The sequence below is a fragment of the Bacteroides sp. 1001136B_160425_E2 genome (assembly GCF_015559655.1).
Lineage (GTDB): Bacteria > Bacteroidota > Bacteroidia > Bacteroidales > Bacteroidaceae > Bacteroides > Bacteroides luhongzhouii.
In genome coordinates, this window is the sequence record NZ_JADMQH010000006.1 from 238,415 (window position 1) to 260,189 (window position 21,775).

A 21,775-nucleotide genomic window follows, 5' to 3' on the forward strand; every position below is an offset into this window, starting at 1 on the left:
GCGTTCTGATATGCGATAACTTTTATTTTGCGAACAAAAATATAAAATAGTTCGTTACGAATCGTAGTTTTATGATTACTTTTGCACCGTTTAATAGTTTAAATACTTATGAGTGCAATAATTTTAGGAATTGAATCCTCCTGTGACGATACGTCGGCAGCCGTAATCAAGGATGGTTATTTGCTGTCAAATGTGGTATCAAGTCAAGCCGTACATGAAGCATACGGCGGAGTAGTACCCGAATTGGCTTCACGGGCACACCAACAAAACATCGTACCGGTAGTACATGAAGCATTAAAACGTGCCGGTGTCACCAAAGAAGAGTTGAGTGCAGTAGCTTTCACTCGTGGTCCAGGATTGATGGGGTCTTTGCTTGTCGGAGTCTCCTTTGCAAAAGGGTTTGCTCGTTCTTTGAATATTCCAATGATTGACGTTAATCACTTGACCGGACATGTTTTAGCTCATTTTATTAAAGTGGAAGGAGAAGAAGAAAAAAAGCCTGCTTTCCCATTTCTTTGTTTGCTGGTATCTGGAGGAAATTCACAAATCATATTGGTAAAAGCCTATAATGATATGGAGATCCTCGGACAGACTATTGACGATGCGGCAGGTGAAGCAATTGATAAATGTTCTAAAGTGATGGGACTTGGCTATCCGGGTGGACCAATCATTGACAAGTTGGCACGCCAGGGAAATCCGAAAGCTTTTACATTCAGCAAACCGCATATTCCCGGTTTAGACTACAGTTTTAGCGGATTGAAAACTTCCTTTTTATATTCATTACGCAACTGGCTAAAAGATGATCCGGATTTTATAGAGCACCATAAAGTAGACCTTGCAGCATCATTGGAAGCTACTGTAGTGGACATTCTGATGGATAAATTACGGAAAGCTGCCAAAGAATATAAAATTAATGAAATAGCAGTAGCCGGAGGAGTTTCAGCAAATAACGGATTACGCAATGCTTTCCGAGAACACGCCGAGAAATATGGTTGGAATATTTTCATCCCTAAATTCAGTTATACTACCGATAATGCAGCAATGATTGCCATTACCGGATATTTCAAATACCTGGATAAGGACTTTTGTTCTATTGATCTTCCGGCTTATTCCCGTGTAACATTATAATAAGTATACCTTATATATAATAGGATAAAACTAAGAAGTATGTTTGCCGAAATAATAACCATTGGCGATGAACTGCTGATAGGGCAGGTTGTCGATACTAATTCTGCTTGGATGGGGCAGGAATTAAATAAAATAGGCATTGAAGTTCTTCGTATTGTTTCAATCCGTGACCGGGAAGAAGAAATCATGGAAGCGATTGATAATGCGATGAAAAGGGTGAATATTGTTTTAGTAACCGGAGGACTCGGCCCTACCAAAGACGATATTACCAAACAGACTTTATGCAAATACTTCCATACAGAACTGGTTTTCAACGAAGAAGTATTCGAAAACGTTAAACGGGTACTGGCAGGAAAAATACCAATGAATGCACTCAATAAAAGCCAGGCAATGGTTCCGAAAAATTGTACGGTAATAAATAATCCTGTGGGAAGTGCTTCTGTCAGTTGGTTCGAGAGGGATGGCAAGATACTTGTTTCCATGCCGGGCGTTCCACAAGAAATGATTGCTGTGATGACAGAAAGCGTGTTACCTAAGCTGCACGATAGATTTCAAACGGATGTTATTATGCATCAAACATTTCTTGTACAGCACTATCCGGAATCTGTATTAGCCGAAAAGTTAGAATCGTGGGAGAACGCTTTACCAGAATGCATTAAATTGGCATATCTACCCAAACTTGGCATTATCCGTCTTAGACTGACAGGACGAGGACAAAACAGAGAAGAAGTAAAAGTTCTTCTTGAACGTGAAAAGTTAAAATTAGAGGAAATACTTGGCGAAGATATTTTCAGTGAAGAAGATACACCATTGGAGGTTATAGTCGGTGAGCTTTTAAAAAAGAAGAAATTGACCGTTTCCACCGCAGAAAGTTGTACCGGGGGCAGTATTGCCGCACGGTTGACTTCCATCGCCGGCAGTTCTGAATATTTTAATGGAAGTGTAGTGGCCTACTCTAATGAAGTGAAAATGGGGCTTTTGCACGTTTCCTCCGAAACTTTGGAACGACATGGAGCTGTCAGTGAGGAAACTGTGATTGAAATGGTAAAAGGTGCGATGAAAGCATTAAAAACAGACTGTGCTATTGCTACTTCAGGGATAGCAGGCCCCGGAGGTGGTACTCCGGAGAAACCGGTGGGAACTGTTTGGATAGCTGCTGGTTATAAAAACGAAATTCATACTTACAAACAGGAAACAAACCGCGGAAGAAGCATGAATATTGAAAGAGCTGGCAATAATGCCCTATTAATGCTCCGTGATTTACTCAAATAAAGAAAAATAGGTGCCTAGAAGTGAATTATTTTAAGAAATTCTTGTTTTATACGGATAAAAGTGCTTACTTTGCGTCCTGTTTGAAATAAGTATAGATATAAAACTATAAAAATAAGATAGAAATGTCGAAGATTTGTCAAATTACCGGAAAGAAAGCCATGATTGGCAACAATGTTTCACACTCAAAGAGAAGAACTAAAAGAACCTTTGATTTGAACTTGTTTAACAAAAAGTTCTATTATGTAGAACAGGATTGTTGGATCAGCCTTAGCCTTTGCGCTAATGGGTTGCGTATTATCAACAAAAAAGGACTGGATGCTGCGCTGACTGAAGCAGTGGCTAAAGGTTATTGTGATTGGAAAAGCATTAAAGTAATCGGCTAAACGTAGAGGAGAAAACTTACAATGGCAAAGAAAGCAAAAGGTAACAGAGTACAAGTGATTCTGGAATGTACAGAACACAAAGACAGTGGAATGCCGGGAACATCTCGTTATATCACAACTAAGAACAGAAAGAATACTACAGAAAGACTTGAGTTGAAAAAATACAACCCAATTCTGAAGAGAGTAACAGTACACAAGGAAATTAAATAATAAAAGTAGTATAACCCATGGCAAAGAAAACAGTAGCAAGTTTGCACGAAGGTTCTAAAGAAGGTCGTGCTTATACCAAGGTTATCAAAATGGTAAAATCTCCGAAAACTGGAGCATACGTTTTTGATGAGCAAATGGTTCCGAACGAAAAAGTACAAGACTTTTTCAAAAAATAATCGAAATAGCATATACGCTATAACTGCAAAATCCTCTCATTGGCAAACAATGAGGGGATTTTTTATTGCTTCTTTTTTTACTTTTCCAATCCTTTGTTATATCTTTGTAGCAAATGTATTATACAAACAAGTGTCAATATGGGATTTTTTAGTTTTTTTTCAAAAGAGAAGAAGGAAACTTTAGATAAAGGATTATCTAAAACCAAAGAGAGCGTATTTAGTAAAATTGCTCGTGCTGTGGCTGGTAAGTCAAAAGTAGACGATGAAGTGTTGGATAATCTGGAAGAAGTACTGATCACATCTGACGTAGGTGTAGAAACAACTTTAAATATTATCAAACGCATCGAGAAACGCGCTGCGGCCGATAAGTATGTGAATACTCAAGAACTGAATCTTATATTACGTGACGAAATAGCCGCTTTGCTTACCGAAAACAACTCGAATGATGTAGCTGATTTTGACGTACCCATCACAAGGAAACCTTATGTCATCATGGTTGTGGGAGTGAATGGAGTAGGGAAAACTACAACTATTGGTAAGCTGGCTTATCAATTCAAAAAAGCAGGTAAATCGGTTTATTTGGGAGCTGCCGACACTTTCCGTGCTGCAGCTGTAGAACAATTAATGATTTGGGGAGAACGGGTAGGAGTTCCTGTTGTCAAACAGAAAATGGGAGCGGATCCTGCATCTGTGGCTTATGACACTCTTAGTTCTGCCGTTGCCAATAACGCAGATGTGGTTATAATCGATACAGCTGGCCGTTTGCATAATAAAGTGGGCTTGATGAACGAGTTGACCAAAATCAAGAATGTGATGAAGAAGGTTGTACCCGATGCACCAGATGAAGTTTTATTGGTATTGGACGGTTCCACCGGACAAAATGCATTCGAACAGGCCAAACAATTCACTCTGGCAACCGAAGTTACTGCTATGGCTATCACTAAACTTGACGGAACCGCTAAAGGTGGTGTTGTGATTGGCATTTCCGATCAATTCAAGATTCCTGTTAAATATATCGGGTTAGGTGAAGGTATGGAAGACCTGCAAGTATTCCGTAAAAATGAATTCGTTGATTCCTTGTTTGGAGAGAACGCATGAAAAGAAAGAGAATAGATATTATCACTTTAGGATGCTCTAAAAATTTGGTTGACTCCGAGCAGTTAATGCGCCAACTGGAAGAAGTCGGATATAGCGTAACCCATGATACTGAAAATCCACAAGGAGAAATTGCAGTAATTAACACGTGCGGCTTTATTGGTGACGCCAAAGAGGAGTCCATAAATATGATTCTGGAATTTGCTGAAAGAAAAGAAGAAGGGGATTTAAAGAAACTTTTCGTGATGGGTTGTCTTTCCGAACGTTATCTTAAGGAATTGGCTGTTGAAATACCGCAAGTAGATAAATTTTATGGCAAGTTCAACTGGAAGGAGCTTTTGCAAGATTTAGGAAAGGTCTATCATGATGAGTTATATATCGAACGGACATTGACAACTCCCCAGCATTATGCTTACCTGAAAATTTCAGAAGGGTGTGACCGCAAATGTTCTTATTGTGCCATTCCCATTATTACAGGACACCATGTCTCCAAACCAATGGAGGAAATTTTGGATGAAGTACGATACCTGGTATCGCAAGGCGTGAAAGAATTTCAGGTGATCGCACAGGAATTGACTTATTATGGGATCGATCGGTATAAGAAGCAAATGCTTCCGGAACTGATTGAACGTATTTCCGATATTCCTGGCGTGGAATGGATTCGGTTGCATTATGCCTATCCGGCACATTTCCCAACGGATTTATTCCGGGTTATACGTGAACGCGATAATGTATGTAAATATATGGATATTGCTCTTCAGCATATCAGTGACAATATGTTGAAATTAATGCGCCGGCAAGTGAGCAAAGAAGATACTTACCGACTGATTGAACAGTTTCGTAAAGAAGTGCCGGGCATTCACCTGCGAACAACTTTAATGGTAGGACATCCGGGAGAAACCGAGGAAGACTTCGAAGAGCTTAAAGAGTTTGTGCGCAAAGTACGTTTTGATCGGATGGGAGCTTTTGCATATTCCGAAGAAGAAGGAACTTATGCTGCAGAAACATACGAAGATTCTATTCCACAAGAGGTCAAACAAGCCAGACTTGATGAATTGATGGACATCCAGCAAGGTATCTCGGCAGAATTAAGTACGGAAAAAATCGGCAAACAGATGAAAATTATCATCGACCGTCTGGAAGGAGATTATTATATTGGACGAACAGAATTTGATTCACCGGAAGTAGATCCGGAAGTGCTGGTCAATCGTTCAGAGAGAGAACTTAAGATCGGACAGTTTTATCAGGTAGAAGTAACGAATGCAGACGATTTTGATTTATATGCAAAGATTATAAATGACTATGAATAATAAGGAATTTACATCCGAACTAGCGGAAAGATTGGGATACACAATCAAGGATACTTCCGAATTGATAGGTTCTTTGTTGTCCAGCATGACACAAGAATTGGAAGAAGGTAATGTGATTGCAGTTCAAGGATTCGGCTCGTTTGAAGTAAAAAAGAAAGCGGAACGAATTTCAATTAACCCGGCAAGCAAACAACGCATGTTGGTTCCACCCAAATTAGTGCTATCTTATAGACCTAGCAATACATTGAAAGATAAGTTTAAATAAATAATTTCCCGTTATGAATGAAAGACTAACAATTCAAGACCTTACTGACTTATTGGCAGCCAAACATAGCATGACCAAGAAAGACGCCGAAGCGTTTGTTAAAGAGTTTTTTCTCTTGATAGAACAAGCTTTGGAGAACGAGAAGACTGTAAAAATCAAAGGATTGGGAACTTTCAAACTTATTGATGTAGATAGCCGGGAAAGTGTCAATGTCAACACAGGAGAACGTTTCCAGATAAAGGGACATACGAAAGTCTCATTTTCTCCGGATGCAAATCTAAGAGATACAATAAATAAGCCTTTCGCACACTTTGAGACTGTTGTATTGAATGAAAATACAATCTTGGAAGATACTCCAATAGAAAATGCAGAGGAAGAAGAAGCTGGAGAGGAAGCGTCAGTACAAACTGCCTTGAATGAGGTTGGTGAGAATACAGCTTCCCCTATAACAAAGGAATATGAAGGCACTGATGATGAGCTTTCAGAAGAAGAGTTGATTAAGGAAGAGCAAATAACTGTTCAACCATCTATTGAGCAATCAGAGCCTAAAGAGACCATCACAAAAACTGATATCGAAAAAAAAGTCGAACAGCAGGAAGATGAAGAAGTCCCGGAGGAGGAAGTAGCAATTGTAGAACAACGACCAGCAGCACCTATAATAGAAGAAAAAGAGGAGATCACTGCCGAGAAAATTATAGAACAAGAGCTTATGAAAGCAAATCTGCAACCTGTGGCTCCTACAATACCTCCTGCTAAAAAAGAAACGATTAAACCGATCAAATCAGAACAAGTATCTCAGCAGACTTCTAAAAAAACAGCTCCAGTGAAGGAAAAATCTCCTGTACCTTATTTAATAGCTGTTATTGTAATCGTTTTGTTATTATGTGGAGGTGTTATCCTATTCATTTATTACCCGGATTTATTTTCCTCTTCATCTGACAAGAACGCCCTGGATATGCCACCTGTGACAACTCAACCCGTTCAACCGGAAGCACAACTTTCCGATACAATTGAACGGAAGGATACCATAAAGGAAATAACTCCTGATATACCTAAAGTTGTTACGACCACACAACCTGTTGCTCAAAAAGAAGAAACTGTTCCTGCCAAAGCAGAACCCCAGACAGCTCCACAGCAACCTGCTACATCTGTTTATTTAGATTCAGCATCTTATAAAATCACAGGAACCAAAACGAAATATACAATCAAAGAAGGAGAAACTTTGACTAGGGTATCCTTGCGTTTTTATGGTACAAAAGCAATGTGGCCATACATTGTAAAGCACAACCCAAAGGTTATTAAGAACCCCAATAACGTACCATATGGCACAACAATTGAAATACCGGAACTTATAAAAGAATAAATAGCAATATATTCACCCGATCATGCAAATCTTGTATTGATCGGGTGAAATGTTATGGATGTACAAAAGCGTATGAAAGTACCTTAATCTAAAGATTTCGCATTGTTTTTTAATAAAAATTAGTTGCAATCGTTAATTATATGGCGTACTTTTGAGGGCAAAATAGGAAGCCTTATGACACAGGCAAGGCTTACATAAAATAAAAGGGATTTAAATAATAAAATATTAAGTATTTATGGCTGAATCAATTGATATCCGCGAGCTAAATGAGCGGATTGAAAGACAAAGTGCTTTCGTTACCAATCTTACGACAGGGATGGACCAAATCATTGTTGGTCAGAAACATTTGGTTGAATCACTGCTTATCGGATTACTTTCCGATGGTCACGTTCTTTTGGAAGGTGTGCCTGGTTTGGCGAAAACCTTGGCTATTAAAACACTCGCTTCTTTGATTGATGCGAAGTATAGCCGTATCCAGTTTACGCCAGACTTATTGCCTGCCGACGTTATCGGTACAATGGTTTACAGTCAGAAAGATGAATCTTTTAAAGTGCAGCGAGGACCAATTTTCGCAAACTTTGTATTAGCTGATGAAATCAACCGTGCTCCTGCTAAAGTACAGAGTGCTTTGCTGGAAGCAATGCAGGAACGTCAGGTTACTATTGGTAAAGAAACATTCATATTACCGGAACCTTTCCTTGTACTGGCTACTCAGAACCCTATCGAACAAGAAGGAACTTACCCGCTTCCTGAGGCACAAGTTGACCGTTTCATGCTGAAAGTTGTCATTGATTATCCGAAGCTGGAAGAAGAAAAACTGATTATTCGCCAAAATATCAATGGTGAGAAGTTTAATGTGAAGCCTATTCTCAAAGCGGATGAAATTATTGAAGCACGTAAGGTTGTTCGTCAGGTGTATCTGGATGAGAAGATTGAACGTTATATTGTAGATATTGTATTTGCAACCCGTTTCCCTGAAAAGTATGATCTCAAGGAACTGAAAGATATGATCGGATTCGGAGGTTCACCTCGTGCATCTATCAATCTGGCCTTGGCTGCTCGCACATATGCATTTATCAAACGTCGCGGTTACGTAATTCCAGAAGATGTACGTGCTGTAGCACATGATGTTCTCCGTCATCGTATTGGATTGACATACGAAGCTGAAGCTAATAATATGACTTCGGACGAAATCATCAGTAAGATTTTGAATAAGGTTGAAGTGCCCTAATTTGTAGTTATAATACAGTCAATAAGTAGTCATTAATATCTATACATGGCTACTTAACTACTTACTACTTAACTACTGTATAAATGGAAACAAGTGAAATACTAAAAAAAGTTCGCCAAATTGAAATAAAGACACGAGGATTGTCTAACAATATCTTTGCAGGCCAATATCATTCGGCTTTCAAGGGTAGGGGTATGTCATTTTCGGAAGTCCGTGAATATCAATTCGGCGATGATATACGTGACATAGACTGGAATGTGACTGCGCGCTTCAATAAACCTTATGTGAAAGTATTTGAAGAAGAACGCGAACTGACAGTTATGTTAATGGTCGATGTTTCCGGAAGTTTGGAATTTGGTACGATCAAGCAGTTGAAGAAGGATATGGTGACGGAAATCGCTGCCACGCTTGCTTTCTCTGCTATCCAGAACAATGATAAAATAGGTGTGATTTTCTTTTCAGACCAGATAGAAAAGTTTATTCCTCCCAAGAAAGGCCGTAAACATATCTTATATATTATTCGCGAATTGATTGATTTTCAGCCGGAAAGCCGTCGTACAAATATTCGTCTTGCCTTAGAATATTTGACAAACGTGATGAAAAGACGTTGTACTGCATTTATCTTATCAGACTTTATTGATCAGGAAAGCTTTAAGAATGCACTGACCATTGCTAATAGAAAACATGATGTAGTAGCATTACAAGTATATGACAGGAGGGTTAGTGATCTCCCCCCAGTAGGACTGATGCGAATCAAAGATGCAGAAACTGGACATGAACAATGGATCGATACCTCTTCCAAAGCTGTACGCCGGGCACATCGTGACTGGTGGATACAAAAGCAGACTGAACTTAACGATACTTTTACTAAAAGTAACGTGGATGCTGTATCTGTCAGAACCGATCAGGATTACGTAAAGGCATTGTTGAACTTATTTGCCAAACGAAATTAATGGAATCAAAGATGAATAAAAATATTATTCTGATAGCATTATTAGGTCTATTGTCTGTCGGTAAAGCAGTAGCACAGTCTGTCACGGTAGAAGCAAAAATTGATTCATTGCAGATACTGATTGGCGAACAGGCAAAAGTGCAATTGCAAGTAGCTATGGATGCCAAACAACGTGCTATTTTTCCTGCTTACGCCGATACACTGGTAAAAGGTGTGGAAATTATAGAAACAGTCAAACCGGATACTCAATTCCTGAATGATCGTCAACGAATGTTGATTACTCAGGAATATATTATTACTTCTTTTGACTCTGCTCTATATTATCTACCACCAATGCCGGTTACCGTAGATGGTAAAGTATATAAATCCAAAGCTCTAGCATTGAAAGTATATTCGATGCCGGTTGACACATTACATCCAGACCAGTTCTTTGGGCAGAAACCTGTGATGAAAGCTCCTTTTGCATGGGAAGACTGGTATGGATTAATTGCCTGTTCATTCTTGGCTTTACCTTTGCTTGGTTTACTGATCTATCTCATTATTCGTATACGTGATAATAAACCTATTATCCGTAAAATAAAAGTTGAACCTAAATTACCTCCACATCAGGCTGCAATGAAAGAGATAGAACGTATCAAAGCAGAGAAAATTTGGCAGAAAGGACAGCCGAAGGAGTACTATACCGAACTAACTGATACGCTTCGTACCTATATTAAGGATCGTTTCGGATTTAACGCATTGGAAATGACTTCTTCTGAGATAATCGACCAGCTATTGGAGTTGAATGATAAAGAGGCTATATCAGACTTGAAACTTTTATTCCAAACCGCTGATTTAGTGAAGTTTGCCAAGCATGATCCTCAGATGAATGAAAACGATGCTAATTTGATTAATGCCATCGATTTTATCAATGAGACAAAACAACCGGAAGAGGAAAACCAGAAACCGCAACCAACGGAAATCACTATTATTGAGAAACGTTCTTTACGTGTTAAAGCTATGCTGATTTGCGGAATTGCACTATTATCAGCAGCACTGGTTGGTACCTTTATATATATAGGTCTGCAGTTATACAATCTTTTTGTATAAAGAATGTATAGCTTAATACTAAATAGTAAACTGTTAAATCATAAATAAAATGGTTTTTGCCAATATTGAATATCTGTTTTTGCTATTATTGCTTATACCGTATATTGTATGGTATATCCTGAAGCAAAAGAAAAGTGAAGCAACTCTTCAAATTTCAGATGCCCGGGTATATGCACATACGCCTAAGAGTTATAAGAACTATTTGTTGCATGTTCCATTTCTACTGCGCTGCCTTGCTTTAGTGTTGGTAATCTTGGTTCTTGCACGCCCGCAAACTACTAATAAGTGGCAGAACAGTGAGATAGAAGGAATTGATATTATGCTGGCTATCGACGTTTCTACCAGTATGTTGGCAGAAGATTTAAAGCCAAATAGACTTGAAGCCGCCAAAGATGTAGCTGCAGAATTTATCAACGGACGTCCTAATGATAATATCGGTATTACATTATTTGCAGGAGAAACCTTCACTCAATGTCCGCTGACTGTAGATCATGCCGTATTGTTGGATATGATACATAACATCAAATGCGGCCTTATCACTGACGGTACTGCGGTTGGTATGGGCATTGCTAATGCTGTGACTCGCTTAAAAGATAGCAAAGCGAAATCCAAAGTTATCATCTTATTGACGGATGGTACTAATAATAAGGGAGATATTTCGCCAATGACAGCGGCTGAAATAGCTAAAAGTTTTGGTATTCGTGTATATACTATCGGGGTAGGTACTAATGGAATGGCTCCTTATCCTTATCCAGTCGGGAATACTGTACAATATGTAAGTATGCCGGTAGAAATTGATGAAAAGACATTGACAGAGATTGCCGGAACAACGGATGGTAACTATTTCCGAGCTACGAGCAACTCGAAACTAAAAGAAGTATATGAAGAAATTGATAAACTGGAAAAGACTAAACTGAATGTAAAAGAGTATAGTAAACGAGATGAAGAGTATCAATGGTTTGCACTAGCTGCTTTCCTCTGTGTCTTGCTTGAAGTACTATTACGCAATTCGGTACTCAAAAAAATTCCATAAGAATGTTTGTCAATCGTTATTTGCCAATCATAAAATAGTAAGAAGATGTTTCGATTTGGAGAACCTACATATTTATATTTATTGCTGCTATTACCTTTTTTAGCAGCTTTCTACTTGTATTCCAATTACAAGAGGAGAAAGAATATCCGACGCTTCGGGGACCCGACTTTGTTGGCTCAATTAATGCCTGATGTATCCAAATATCGTCCGGATGTAAAATTCTGGATTATTTTTGTTGCTATTGGCTTGTTTTCTGTATTACTGGCACGCCCCCAATTCGGTTCTAAGCTGGAAACGGTTAAGCGTAAAGGAGTAGAGGTAATTATAGCCTTGGATATTTCAAACTCTATGTTAGCTCAGGATGTACAGCCTAGCCGTCTGGAAAAAGCAAAAAGACTAATATCCAGATTAGTGGATGAACTTGATAATGATAAAGTAGGTATGATTGTATTTGCAGGTGACGCTTTTACTCAGCTGCCAATTACAAGTGACTATATTTCCGCTAAGATGTTTTTAGAGTCCATTAATCCTTCGTTAATTTCTAAACAGGGTACAGCTATCGGGGAAGCAATCAATTTAGCCGCTCGTAGTTTCACTCCGCAAGAAGGGGTAGGACGTGCTATTATTGTTATTACTGATGGTGAAAATCATGAGGGTGGTGCAGTAGAAGCTGCCAAAGCTGCTGCAGAAAAAGGTATTCAAGTTAGTGTATTGGGAGTAGGTATGCCTGACGGTGCTCCCATTCCGGTAGAAGGTACAAATGATTATCGCCGCGACCGGGAAGGTAATGTAATCGTTACCCGTTTGAATGAAGCTATGTGCCAGGAAATTGCTAAGGAAGGAAAAGGTATATATGTACGAGTAGACAACTCTAATTCAGCCCAAAAAGCGATTAATCAAGAAGTGAACAAAATGGCGAAGTCTGATGTAGAGTCGAAAGTATATACAGAGTTTAACGAACAATTCCAGGCTATTGCATGGGTTATTCTACTATTGTTATTGGCAGAAATCTTAATTTTGGATCGCAAAAATCCTTTATTTAAGAACATTCACCTGTTTTCTAATAAGAAATAGTTATGCGTATGTTAAAAAATAAATATATTCTATTCGCTGTATTTCTGCTAGCAGCAGCCGGTGTCTCGGCTCAGAAAGCAGAACGCGACTATATCCGTAAGGGAAACCGCCTGTTTAATGATAGTGTATTTGTTGACGCAGAGGTAAACTACCGGAAGGCTTTGGAAGCAAATCCCAAGTCTACAGTATCTATGTATAATTTGGGAAATACCCTTTCGCAACAACAAAAGTTTCAGGATGCTATGGAACAATACGTATCAGCCAGCAAAATAGAAAAGGATAAAATGAAGCTCGCCCATATCTACCACAATATGGGAGTACTTTTCCAAGCTGGTAAAGATTATGCAAAGGCTGTGGATGCCTATAAAATGTCGCTGCGTAATAATCCTGCCGATCATGAAACCCGGTACAATTTGGCTCTTGCACAGAAAATGTTGAAAGATCAACAAAATCAGCAGAATCAAGACCAAAATCAGGATCAGAATAAAGATCAACAAAAGCAAGATCAAAAACAAGACCAGAATAAAGACAATCAGAATCAGAAACAAGATGAAAAGAAAGATCAGCAGCAACCACCAAAGTCAGAAAAGAAACAAGATAATCAGATGTCAAAGGAGAATGCTGAACAATTGCTGAATTCTGTAATGCAGGATGAAAAAGATGTGCAGGACAAAGTGAAAAAGCAACAAAAAGTTATGCAAGGTGGTCGCTTAGAAAAAGATTGGTAATATAAAGTTGATGATATAAATTTCATAAGCAATGAAAAAACTGATTATTATATTGATGGCATTGATAGCATATAGCACTCAGGTGCTTGCTGATAAAGTGTCTTTTACTGCTTCTGCTCCTGACGCAGTGGTGGTAGGCGACCAATTCAGGCTGTCGTATACTGTAACTACACAAAAAGTGAAAGATTTCCGGGCACCATCGATCAAAGGCTTTGATGTGTTGATGGGGCCAAGCCGTTCACAACAAAGTAATACTCAAATAGTGAATGGTAATGTTACATCTACTAGTAGTATTACATTCACATATATATTAATGGCAAATAATGCCGGAGAATACACAATACCCGGAGCTTCAATTATAGCTGATGGCGATCAAATGGTATCCAATTCAGTAAGAATTAAAGTATTGCCACAAGATCAAGGTAGTAATAACGGGCAAAGCAATAGTAGCGGTAGCTCTTCTATACATTCCTCGTCAGGTACAGGTGTCTCTAACCAAGACTTGTTTATTACAGCAAGTGCCAGTAAAACGAATGTGTATGAACAAGAAGCATTTGTCCTGACCTATAAAATATACACCAGAGAATCCAATTTACAACTGAATAATGCAAAGTTACCCGATTTTAAAGGTTTCCATTCTCAAGAAATCGAAATGACTACAAACGCGAGATGGACTCCGGAACATTATCAAGGACGTAATTACTATACAACAGTTTATCGTCAGTTCGTTCTCTTCCCTCAACAATCAGGAAAACTATATATTGATCCTGCTCAATTCCAGATGACAGTCGGTAAACCTGTACAATCTGATGATCCTTTTGACGCCTTCTTCAACGGAGGAAGTAATGTCGTTGAAATAAAAAAATCCATTTCCACTCCTAAAATAGCAATAAATGTCAATCCGCTTCCTGCTGGTAAACCGACAGATTTCTCCGGTGGAGTGGGAGAGTTCAATATTTCTTCATCCATCAACAACAAGGAACTGAAAACCAATGATGCTATTACTATTAAATTAGTAATATCCGGTACAGGTAACCTGAAGTTAATTTCTAATCCGGAAATCAAATTCCCAAATGACTTTGAAGTATACGATCCCAAAGTAGACAATCAAGTCAGATTAACCCGGGAAGGACTTACAGGTAATAAGGTGATTGAATATTTAGCAATTCCTAGACATGCTGGAACATATAAGATTCCAGGAGTATCCTTCAGTTATTTTGATATTCGCTCCAAATCTTATAAAACACTGAAAACAGAAGACTATGTAGTAAACGTTGAAAAGGGTACTGGTAATGCAGATCAAGTAATTGCTAACTTCACTAATAAAGAGGATTTGAAAGTATTAGGTGAAGACATCCGTTATATTAAACAAAACGAAGTTACTCTCCAACCTAAAGGAAGTTTCTTCTATGGTTCAATGGCATATTGGCTATTCTATATCATTCCGGCTTTTGCCTTTATTATTTTCTTTATTATTTATCGTAAGCAAGCTGCTGAAAATGCGAACGTAGCTAAAATGCGTACGAAGAAAGCCAATAAAGTGGCAACAAAACGTATGAAGTTAGCTGGAAAATTACTTTCAGAAAACAAGAAAGATGCTTTCTATGATGAAGTTTTAAAGGCACTGTGGGGATATATAAGTGACAAACTGAATATTCCGGTATCTCGTTTATCTAAAGATAATATTGAAGAGAAGCTAAGAAATCATGGAGTAAATGAAGAACTGATCAAAGAATTCCTGAATGCATTGAATGATTGTGAATTTGCTCGGTTTGCTCCAGGTGATGAAAATCAAGCTATGGATAAAGTTTATTCTTCTTCAATAGAAGTAATAAGCAAAATGGAGAATTCAATAAAACATTAACCCAGAAGAGATTGTGTCATGAAAAAGATATTATTTTTTATATTATTATCAATGTCACTTACTTGTTTTGCACAAGATACGTTAAACATCAATTCTAAACAAACGAATAGAGTTGATTCTATCCACGCTTCACATACCACATTCTCCAGTAGCACACTGGAAGATGCCACAAAAGCTGAAGGCGATTCCGCATATATAAAAGAAGATTATGCAGCAGCTATTCAGATATATGAAGCATTACTAAAAAATGGAGAGGCTGCTGACATTTATTACAATCTGGGAAATAGTTATTATAAAATAGGAGAGATAGCGAAAGCTGTTTTAAATTATGAGCGTGCCCTGTTATTGCAACCAGGAAATGGCGATATACGTGCTAATCTTGAAGTGGCACGCACAAAGACAATAGACAAAGTTGAGCCTGTTCCTGAAGTATTCTTTGTTTCATGGATCAAGTCTCTGACAAATAGCATGAGTGTAGATGCATGGGCCACATGGGGTATTGTTTCCTTTATTCTATTGATTATAGCTCTTTACTTTTTTATATTCTCAAAACAGATTGGGTTAAAGAAAGTAGGCTTCATATCAGGAATTGTTTTTCTGGTTGTCACCATCTGCTCTAATCTTTTCGCTTCACAACAAAAAGAACATTTAGTCAATCGAAATGAAGCTATAGTAATGAACCCAAGTGTAACAGTTCGAAGTACTCCAAGCGAGAGTGGTACCAGCTTGTTTATCCTCCATGAAGGGAGGAAGGTAAGCGTCAAAGACAACTCTATGAAAGAATGGAAAGAAATTCGGCTGGAAGATGGAAAAGTTGGATGGGTACCAGCTTCTGCTATTGAGGTAATATAAAGGTCATTAATAGATTTTATAAATTCAAGAAAAAAAGATAAGCAAATAATTTGTTTTATCTTTTTTTTTGCTTAAGTTTATAGCGTGATAAAAAATCACATAATATTAACCATTAAATTTATGAGACATGAGAACAATAACGTTTAATGAACTTCGTAAAATTAAAGATTCATTGCCTAGCGGTAGCATGCATAGAATAGCAGACGAACTTGGTTTACACGTAGATACAGTACGAAACTTCTTCGGAGGACACAATTTCAAAGAGGGAAAAAGTGTCGGAATACATCTTGAGCCCGGTCCAGATGGTGGGCTTGTAATGTTGGATGATACGACCGTTCTTGATCGGGCTTTAAAAATCCTAGATGAATTGAATATGAGTATGCAAAAAGAACAGGCTACCGAATCTGTGCAAGTTTAAAATATAACAAACTGAATCCCAATTGAATCAAACAATTGGGATTTCTTATTTGTTTTCACTTTATAAAATGTACATTTATGGAAGACAAATTAGTAACCCTAGCCATTCTGACATACACCAAAGCGCAGATCTTAAAGAATGTCTTGGAAAATGAAGGTATAGAAACATACATTCATAACGTAAATCAAATACAACCGGTTGTTTCTTCGGGGGTACGTTTACGCATAAAGGAAAACGATCTGCCACGTGCTTTGAAAATAACAGAAAGTTCTACATGGCTGTCTGAAAGTATAGTGGGAGAGAAGGAGCCTAAAACAGAAAATAAGTCAAATAAGATTTTAATTCCCGTCGACTTCTCTAATTATTCGATGAAAGCGTGTGAATTTGCATTTAACCTAGCAAAAACGGAAAATGCGGAAGTCATTTTGTTGCACGTCTATTTTACGCCTATGTATGCTTCATCATTACCATATGGAGATGTTTTCAATTACCAGATTGGAGATGAAGAATCCGTAAAAACGATTATTCAAAAAGTTCATTCTGACCTCAATGCTTTATCAGAGAAGATAAAAGAACAAGTCACATCGGGGAATTTTCCCAACATTAAATATAGCTGTATCTTACGTGAAGGTATTCCAGAAGAAGAAATCTTAAGATATGCTAAGGAACAGCGTCCCATGGTTATTATCATGGGCACTCGGGGAAAGAATCAGAAAGATATTGATTTGATTGGCAGTGTAACGGCTGAAGTTATTGATAGAAGCCGCACAGCTATACTGGCCATTCCCGAAAACACACCATTTAAACAGTTTAGTGAAGTAAAACGGATCGCCTTTATTACCAATTTTGATCAAAGAGATTTAATTGCTTTCGAAGCATTCTTTAATACTTGGAAATCATTCCATTTTTCTGTATCTTTAATACATCTTACTGATTCCAAAGATACTTGGAATGAAATAAAACTAGCCGGCATAAAAGAATATTTTCATAAGCAATATCCTGGGCTTGAAATTCATTATGATGTAGTAATGAACGATAATTTGTTAAAAGGACTTGATCAGTATATCAAAGATAATCAAATAGATATAATTACTTTGACTTCTTACAAAAGGAATATATTTGCTCGATTATTTAATCCAAGTATTGCTAGAAAAATGATTTTTCATTCTGATACACCATTACTTGTTATTAACAGCTGATCAAATCAAGCAAAAAATGGGCATTTACGATTAGGGAATAATTAATATTATGTTTAATATTAAAAAGGAGCAATGTTATTATATTGCTCCTTTTTAATTTTTATCAATTGAAGAAAGTTACCATAAATGTGTGTGTTGATTATCTCTCCCCCCAACAATATGAATTATGCGAAAAAAAGAAGGTTACTATTTCTAGCAACCTTCCCATATTTTTCAGACTTATAATTTTCCTGAAAACGATATTAATTACTTCATTAGTTTATCGATTTCTTCAAATTCAGGTCCCATATTTAAGTTATAATAAACTCTATAAAGACCCTGCAACCATAAATCTTGTTGATCAGGTTTCAAAGCTCTAGCCTTTTCATAGAATGGTTTAGCTTCTTCGTAGAATTTCTTAACCACAGCCTGCGCTTCAGCATATTTAGGATCATTGATATCTGTTGTTGCTTTATCGGCATAATCCTGTGCTTTCATCAAATATACCAAACCTACATTAGAGTATGCTTCTGCATATTCCGGATCAGCCGCAATAGCTTTCTTGTAGTATTCGATTGCATTATCATATTCTTTCATATTATGATAAAGATATGCTTTTACATACAAATACAACTTATTGTTTGGATCATTAGATAACATTCTATCAGCAAACTCCATAGCTTTTGAAGCTTGGTTAGAGCTATTATAATAATCAACCAAATTAGCGAAGAAATAATCATTTCCAGGGAACTTAAGGATCCCCTCTTCCAATGCCTTAATCCATGCAGCAGTATCACCTTTAGCCTTATAAGCATCAGCCATCAACTGCATTGCAAATTTGCCACCATCCTTATCAGATAAAGCTGAAGGAGCATATTTAATAATCGCATCTTTATCGCCTACTCTATCAGCAGCTAATGTTGCGTAATATGCAATTTGCGGAAGAAGCGTATCGTTTTTAGCCAATTCTTTATCAGCTAGCATCGGATAAGAAGCTGATTCAACATATGTTGCAAAGAATTTCAAGGCTTCTTTATTCTTATCCAAGTTAAAATACTGAATACCACCATTGATCAAATTAGGACGTTCAGCCAACATACTTGAAGCATTTGCTTTCCGGTATTTGTTTTTAACTTTCCCCTTTTCATTAGGTATTTCCGCTAATTCATCACACTTAGTATAGTACTCATACATTTTCAGAATGCTATTATACACTTTCAATGTATCATACGGTTTTTTCAAAAAAGCATTTTTCATTTGCTCTTCGTTGATACGTTTCTGAATAAATCCAGCAACGTCCCATGTGTCAGCAAGATCCTTCGTTTCAGGATTCTTCATAGCTTCTTTAATAAGCTGCTCAGCCTGCTTAAAATTAGGTTTTACGTCATTAGCCATACTCTTTGCTTCTTTCACATTCTTCATCTGTGCAAATGAGAAGCTAACAGCCATCAATAAAACCATCGAAAATAATACTCTTTTCATGATTGTTGTTTGATTAATTATTAATATTATGTCTATTCCTCGATTTCGTTGTTGCTTTCGTTTTCATTTACGTCTGCTGCATCAGCAATATCAGGAGCATCAGCATTCGAATCACTCACGATTGTTCCTTCTGCTTCTTCTGCCGGAATTTCATCTTCAAGACTTTCTGTCATAACCTTACATACCGAACCAATCTGATCGTTACGTTTTTCTAGATTTATCAGACGAACGCCTTGAGTAGCACGGCCCATAATACGAACATCAGCCACTTTCAAGCGAATGGTGATACCAGACTTATTGATAATCATCAAGTCATTTTCATCGGTTACCGACTTGATTGTTACCAACTTACCTGTTTTTTCGGTAATATTCATGGTCTTCACACCCTTACCGCCACGGTTCGTCTTACGATAGTCTTCTATTTCAGAACGTTTGCCATATCCTTGTTCAGAAACTACCATCACAGATTCTGTCTCCAAATCTTTGATACAAATCATTCCTACTACTTCATCCTGACCGTCATTATCCAATGTAATACCGCGTACACCTGTTGCTGTACGTCCCATCACACGAACTGCGGCTTCATGGAAACGAATTGCACGTCCATTACGGTTGGCAATGATGATTTCATTGTTTCCATTCGTCATACGAACTTCAATAACGCTGTCATCTTCACGGATAGTTATGGCATTTACACCATTCTGACGAGGACGAGAATACTGTTCAAGTAATGTCTTCTTTATTACACCTTTCTTAGTACAGAACAATACATAATGGCTATTAATAAACTCAGAATCCTCCAAACTCTTCACACGTAAGTATGCAGTTACATTATCGTCTGAATCAATATTCAACAAGTTCTGAATAGCACGTCCCTTAGAATTCTTCGTTCCCTCAGGTATTTCATATACTTTCAGCCAATAGCACTTACCTTTTTGTGTAAAGAACATCATGGTATTGTGCATGGTAGCAGGATAGATATGTTCTACAAAGTCTTCATCACGGGTTTCCGTACCTTTCGAGCCTACTCCCCCACGATTTTGTGCACGGAATTCAGTCAACGGAGTACGTTTGATATAACCCATATGAGAAATTGTAATAATCATCTGATCATCTGCATAGAAGTCTTCTGGATTAAACTCTTCTGAAGAATAAACGATTTCAGAACGACGTTCATCTCCATATTTCGTTTTAACTTCCAACAATTCATTTTTCATTACCTGACGACATACTTCATCATCCGCCAAAATACTTTCCAAATAAGAGATCTGCTTCATTATTTCTTCGTATTCCGCATGAAGCTGATCCTGCATCAGACCTGTCAATTGACGCAAACGCATTTCTACAATTGCGCGAGCCTGAATTTCTGTCAGGTTGAATCGTTCAATCAAGCCTGTTATAGCGTCATTAGGAGTTTTTGCTGCACGAATGATACGAATTACTTCGTCGATATTATCCGAAGCAATTATCAAACCTTCAAGAATGTGCGCACGCTCTTTCGCTTTACGAAGATCGAACTGAGTACGACGAATAACAACTTCGTGCCTATGTTCGATGAAATATTTAATTAAATCTCTCAGATTCAACGTCTTTGGACGTCCATGAACCAAAGCAACATTGTTTACGCCAAAAGATGTCTGCAAAGCTGTCATTTTATAGAGTTTGTTCAACACTACACTTGCATTTGCATCACGTTTTATGTCAATAACAATACGCATACCGTCACGGTCAGACTCATCATTGGCATTTGAGATACCTTCTATTTTCTTATCATTTACAAGATCAGCTATATACTTAATCAACTCGGCCTTATTTACATTATAAGGAATCTCGGTTATTACGATCTTATCATGTGTCTGTCCGCTTTCGATTTCGGCTTTCGCACGCATAATTACACGTCCTCGCCCAGTCAAATATGCCTCGCGTACACCACTCACACCATATATAAACCCGCCAGTAGGGAAATCTGGTGCTTTGACAAATTCCATCAGTTCCTCTACCGTTATTTCCGGATTATCAATATATGCCTCACATGCTTCAATTACTTCCGAAAGATTATGAGGAGGCATATTGGTAGCCATACCTACAGCGATACCGGATGCTCCGTTCACCAGAAGATTCGGGATACGTGTTGGCATAACTTTAGGTTCTACCAGCGTATTATCAAAGTTAGGCTCAAAATCGACGGTTTCCTTATACAGGTCATCCATCATTGCTTCACCCAACTTATTAAGACGAGCTTCTGTATAACGCATAGCTGCAGGGCTATCACCGTCTACAGAACCAAAATTTCCCTGTCCATCTACCAAAGGATAACGCATTGCCCATTCCTGAGCCATACGCACCATTGCAAAATAAACAGAAGAATCTCCATGAGGATGGTACTTACCAAGTACCTCACCCACGATTCTGGCTGATTTCTTATAAGGTTTGTCTGAAGTATTGCCCAATTCCATCATTCCGTATAAAATTCTACGGTGAACAGGCTTAAATCCATCTCTAACATCCGGAAGGGCACGTGAAACGATGACCGACATGGAGTAGTCAATGTACGATGACTTCATTTCCTCCTCGATGTTAATCTTTATAATTCTGTCTTGTTCAAGCATTTAAAATGATTATTAATTATACATTCTACGGTTTGTAAAAAACCACGCTAAAGTACTACTTTT

Annotated in this window: 21 protein-coding genes; 19 read left to right on the forward strand and 2 right to left on the reverse strand. The window is 37.8% G+C overall.

The window, feature by feature from the left end; translation table 11 throughout:
• The first annotated feature begins 108 nt into the window (after positions 1-108).
• The 19 genes from tsaD to I2I04_RS08115 all read left to right on the forward strand — a co-directional run bounded on the left by tsaD (position 109) and on the right by I2I04_RS08115 (position 17,642).
• On the forward strand, positions 109-1,128 hold the full coding sequence (gene tsaD, locus I2I04_RS08025) for a tRNA (adenosine(37)-N6)-threonylcarbamoyltransferase complex transferase subunit TsaD (protein ID WP_143260314.1): 1,020 nt from the start codon (positions 109-111) through the stop codon (positions 1,126-1,128).
• Positions 1,129-1,167: 39 nt separating this feature from the next.
• Positions 1,168-2,400: a competence/damage-inducible protein A gene (locus tag I2I04_RS08030; protein WP_195471337.1), complete on the forward strand. Its 1,233-nt coding sequence runs from the start codon at positions 1,168-1,170 to the stop codon at positions 2,398-2,400.
• A 122-nt stretch (positions 2,401-2,522) separates the two neighbouring features.
• A complete protein-coding gene (rpmB, locus tag I2I04_RS08035; protein ID WP_004314359.1) occupies positions 2,523-2,783 on the forward strand; it encodes a 50S ribosomal protein L28 in 261 nt (86 codons plus the stop codon).
• Between the two features lie 21 nt (positions 2,784-2,804).
• Positions 2,805-2,993, forward strand: a complete 189-nt coding sequence (gene rpmG / locus I2I04_RS08040) for a 50S ribosomal protein L33 (RefSeq protein ID WP_002560155.1) — start codon at positions 2,805-2,807, stop codon at positions 2,991-2,993.
• Between the two features lie 17 nt (positions 2,994-3,010).
• Positions 3,011-3,169 carry a DUF4295 domain-containing protein gene (locus I2I04_RS08045; protein WP_004295982.1) on the forward strand — a complete coding sequence of 53 codons (159 nt, stop codon included), beginning with the start codon at positions 3,011-3,013 and terminating at the stop codon, positions 3,167-3,169.
• A 138-nt stretch (positions 3,170-3,307) separates the two neighbouring features.
• Positions 3,308-4,267, forward strand: a complete 960-nt coding sequence (gene ftsY / locus I2I04_RS08050) for a signal recognition particle-docking protein FtsY (protein ID WP_143260316.1) — start codon at positions 3,308-3,310, stop codon at positions 4,265-4,267.
• Entirely contained in the window at positions 4,264-5,574 is a 1,311-nt protein-coding gene (rimO, locus tag I2I04_RS08055; protein ID WP_195471334.1) for a 30S ribosomal protein S12 methylthiotransferase RimO, read from the forward strand. The genes ftsY and rimO overlap by 4 nt, the downstream gene beginning before the upstream one ends.
• Positions 5,567-5,839, forward strand: coding sequence for an HU family DNA-binding protein (locus tag I2I04_RS08060; RefSeq protein WP_004314362.1), 273 nt, complete (start codon positions 5,567-5,569; stop codon positions 5,837-5,839). The genes rimO and I2I04_RS08060 overlap by 8 nt, the downstream gene beginning before the upstream one ends.
• Positions 5,840-5,852: 13 nt before the next feature.
• On the forward strand, positions 5,853-7,202 hold the full coding sequence (locus tag I2I04_RS08065; RefSeq protein WP_195654752.1) for an HU family DNA-binding protein: 1,350 nt from the start codon (positions 5,853-5,855) through the stop codon (positions 7,200-7,202).
• Between the two features lie 235 nt (positions 7,203-7,437).
• Positions 7,438-8,433 carry an AAA family ATPase gene (locus tag I2I04_RS08070; RefSeq protein WP_004314364.1) on the forward strand — a complete coding sequence of 332 codons (996 nt, stop codon included), beginning with the start codon at positions 7,438-7,440 and terminating at the stop codon, positions 8,431-8,433.
• Between the two features lie 83 nt (positions 8,434-8,516).
• Positions 8,517-9,386 carry a DUF58 domain-containing protein gene (locus I2I04_RS08075; protein WP_143260319.1) on the forward strand — a complete coding sequence of 290 codons (870 nt, stop codon included), beginning with the start codon at positions 8,517-8,519 and terminating at the stop codon, positions 9,384-9,386.
• Positions 9,386-10,474: a BatD family protein gene (locus I2I04_RS08080; protein WP_143260320.1), complete on the forward strand. Its 1,089-nt coding sequence runs from the start codon at positions 9,386-9,388 to the stop codon at positions 10,472-10,474. Before I2I04_RS08075 ends, I2I04_RS08080 begins: the two co-directional genes overlap by 1 nt.
• A 49-nt stretch (positions 10,475-10,523) precedes the next feature.
• Positions 10,524-11,507, forward strand: coding sequence for a vWA domain-containing protein (locus tag I2I04_RS08085; RefSeq protein WP_143260321.1), 984 nt, complete (start codon positions 10,524-10,526; stop codon positions 11,505-11,507).
• A gap of 45 nt (positions 11,508-11,552) precedes the next feature.
• On the forward strand, positions 11,553-12,581 hold the full coding sequence (locus I2I04_RS08090) for a VWA domain-containing protein (RefSeq protein ID WP_143260322.1): 1,029 nt from the start codon (positions 11,553-11,555) through the stop codon (positions 12,579-12,581).
• Positions 12,582-12,589: 8 nt separating this feature from the next.
• Complete coding sequence (locus I2I04_RS08095) at positions 12,590-13,309, forward strand: tetratricopeptide repeat protein (RefSeq protein WP_185911643.1); 720 nt, start codon at positions 12,590-12,592, stop codon at positions 13,307-13,309.
• A gap of 31 nt (positions 13,310-13,340) precedes the next feature.
• Complete coding sequence (locus tag I2I04_RS08100; RefSeq protein ID WP_195654753.1) at positions 13,341-15,173, forward strand: BatD family protein; 1,833 nt, start codon at positions 13,341-13,343, stop codon at positions 15,171-15,173.
• Between the two features lie 18 nt (positions 15,174-15,191).
• Positions 15,192-16,025: a tetratricopeptide repeat protein gene (locus I2I04_RS08105; RefSeq protein ID WP_195654754.1), complete on the forward strand. Its 834-nt coding sequence runs from the start codon at positions 15,192-15,194 to the stop codon at positions 16,023-16,025.
• A 127-nt stretch (positions 16,026-16,152) separates the two neighbouring features.
• The gene (locus I2I04_RS08110; protein ID WP_004295969.1) at positions 16,153-16,443 is read left to right on the forward strand and encodes a hypothetical protein; all 291 of its coding nucleotides are present in this window, start codon (positions 16,153-16,155) and stop codon (positions 16,441-16,443) included.
• A 77-nt stretch (positions 16,444-16,520) separates the two neighbouring features.
• Positions 16,521-17,642 carry a universal stress protein gene (locus tag I2I04_RS08115; RefSeq protein ID WP_195654755.1) on the forward strand — a complete coding sequence of 374 codons (1,122 nt, stop codon included), beginning with the start codon at positions 16,521-16,523 and terminating at the stop codon, positions 17,640-17,642.
• Positions 17,643-17,888: 246 nt separating this feature from the next.
• Here I2I04_RS08115 and I2I04_RS08120 read toward each other — a convergent pair whose 3' ends face one another.
• Both I2I04_RS08120 and gyrA read right to left on the reverse strand, forming a co-directional pair.
• The gene (locus I2I04_RS08120) at positions 17,889-19,103 is read right to left on the reverse strand and encodes a tetratricopeptide repeat protein (RefSeq protein WP_185911489.1); all 1,215 of its coding nucleotides are present in this window, start codon (positions 19,101-19,103) and stop codon (positions 17,889-17,891) included.
• Positions 19,104-19,135: 32 nt separating this feature from the next.
• The gene (gyrA, locus tag I2I04_RS08125; RefSeq protein ID WP_195471327.1) at positions 19,136-21,712 is read right to left on the reverse strand and encodes a DNA gyrase subunit A; all 2,577 of its coding nucleotides are present in this window, start codon (positions 21,710-21,712) and stop codon (positions 19,136-19,138) included.
• Between the last annotated feature and the right edge of the window lie 63 nt (positions 21,713-21,775).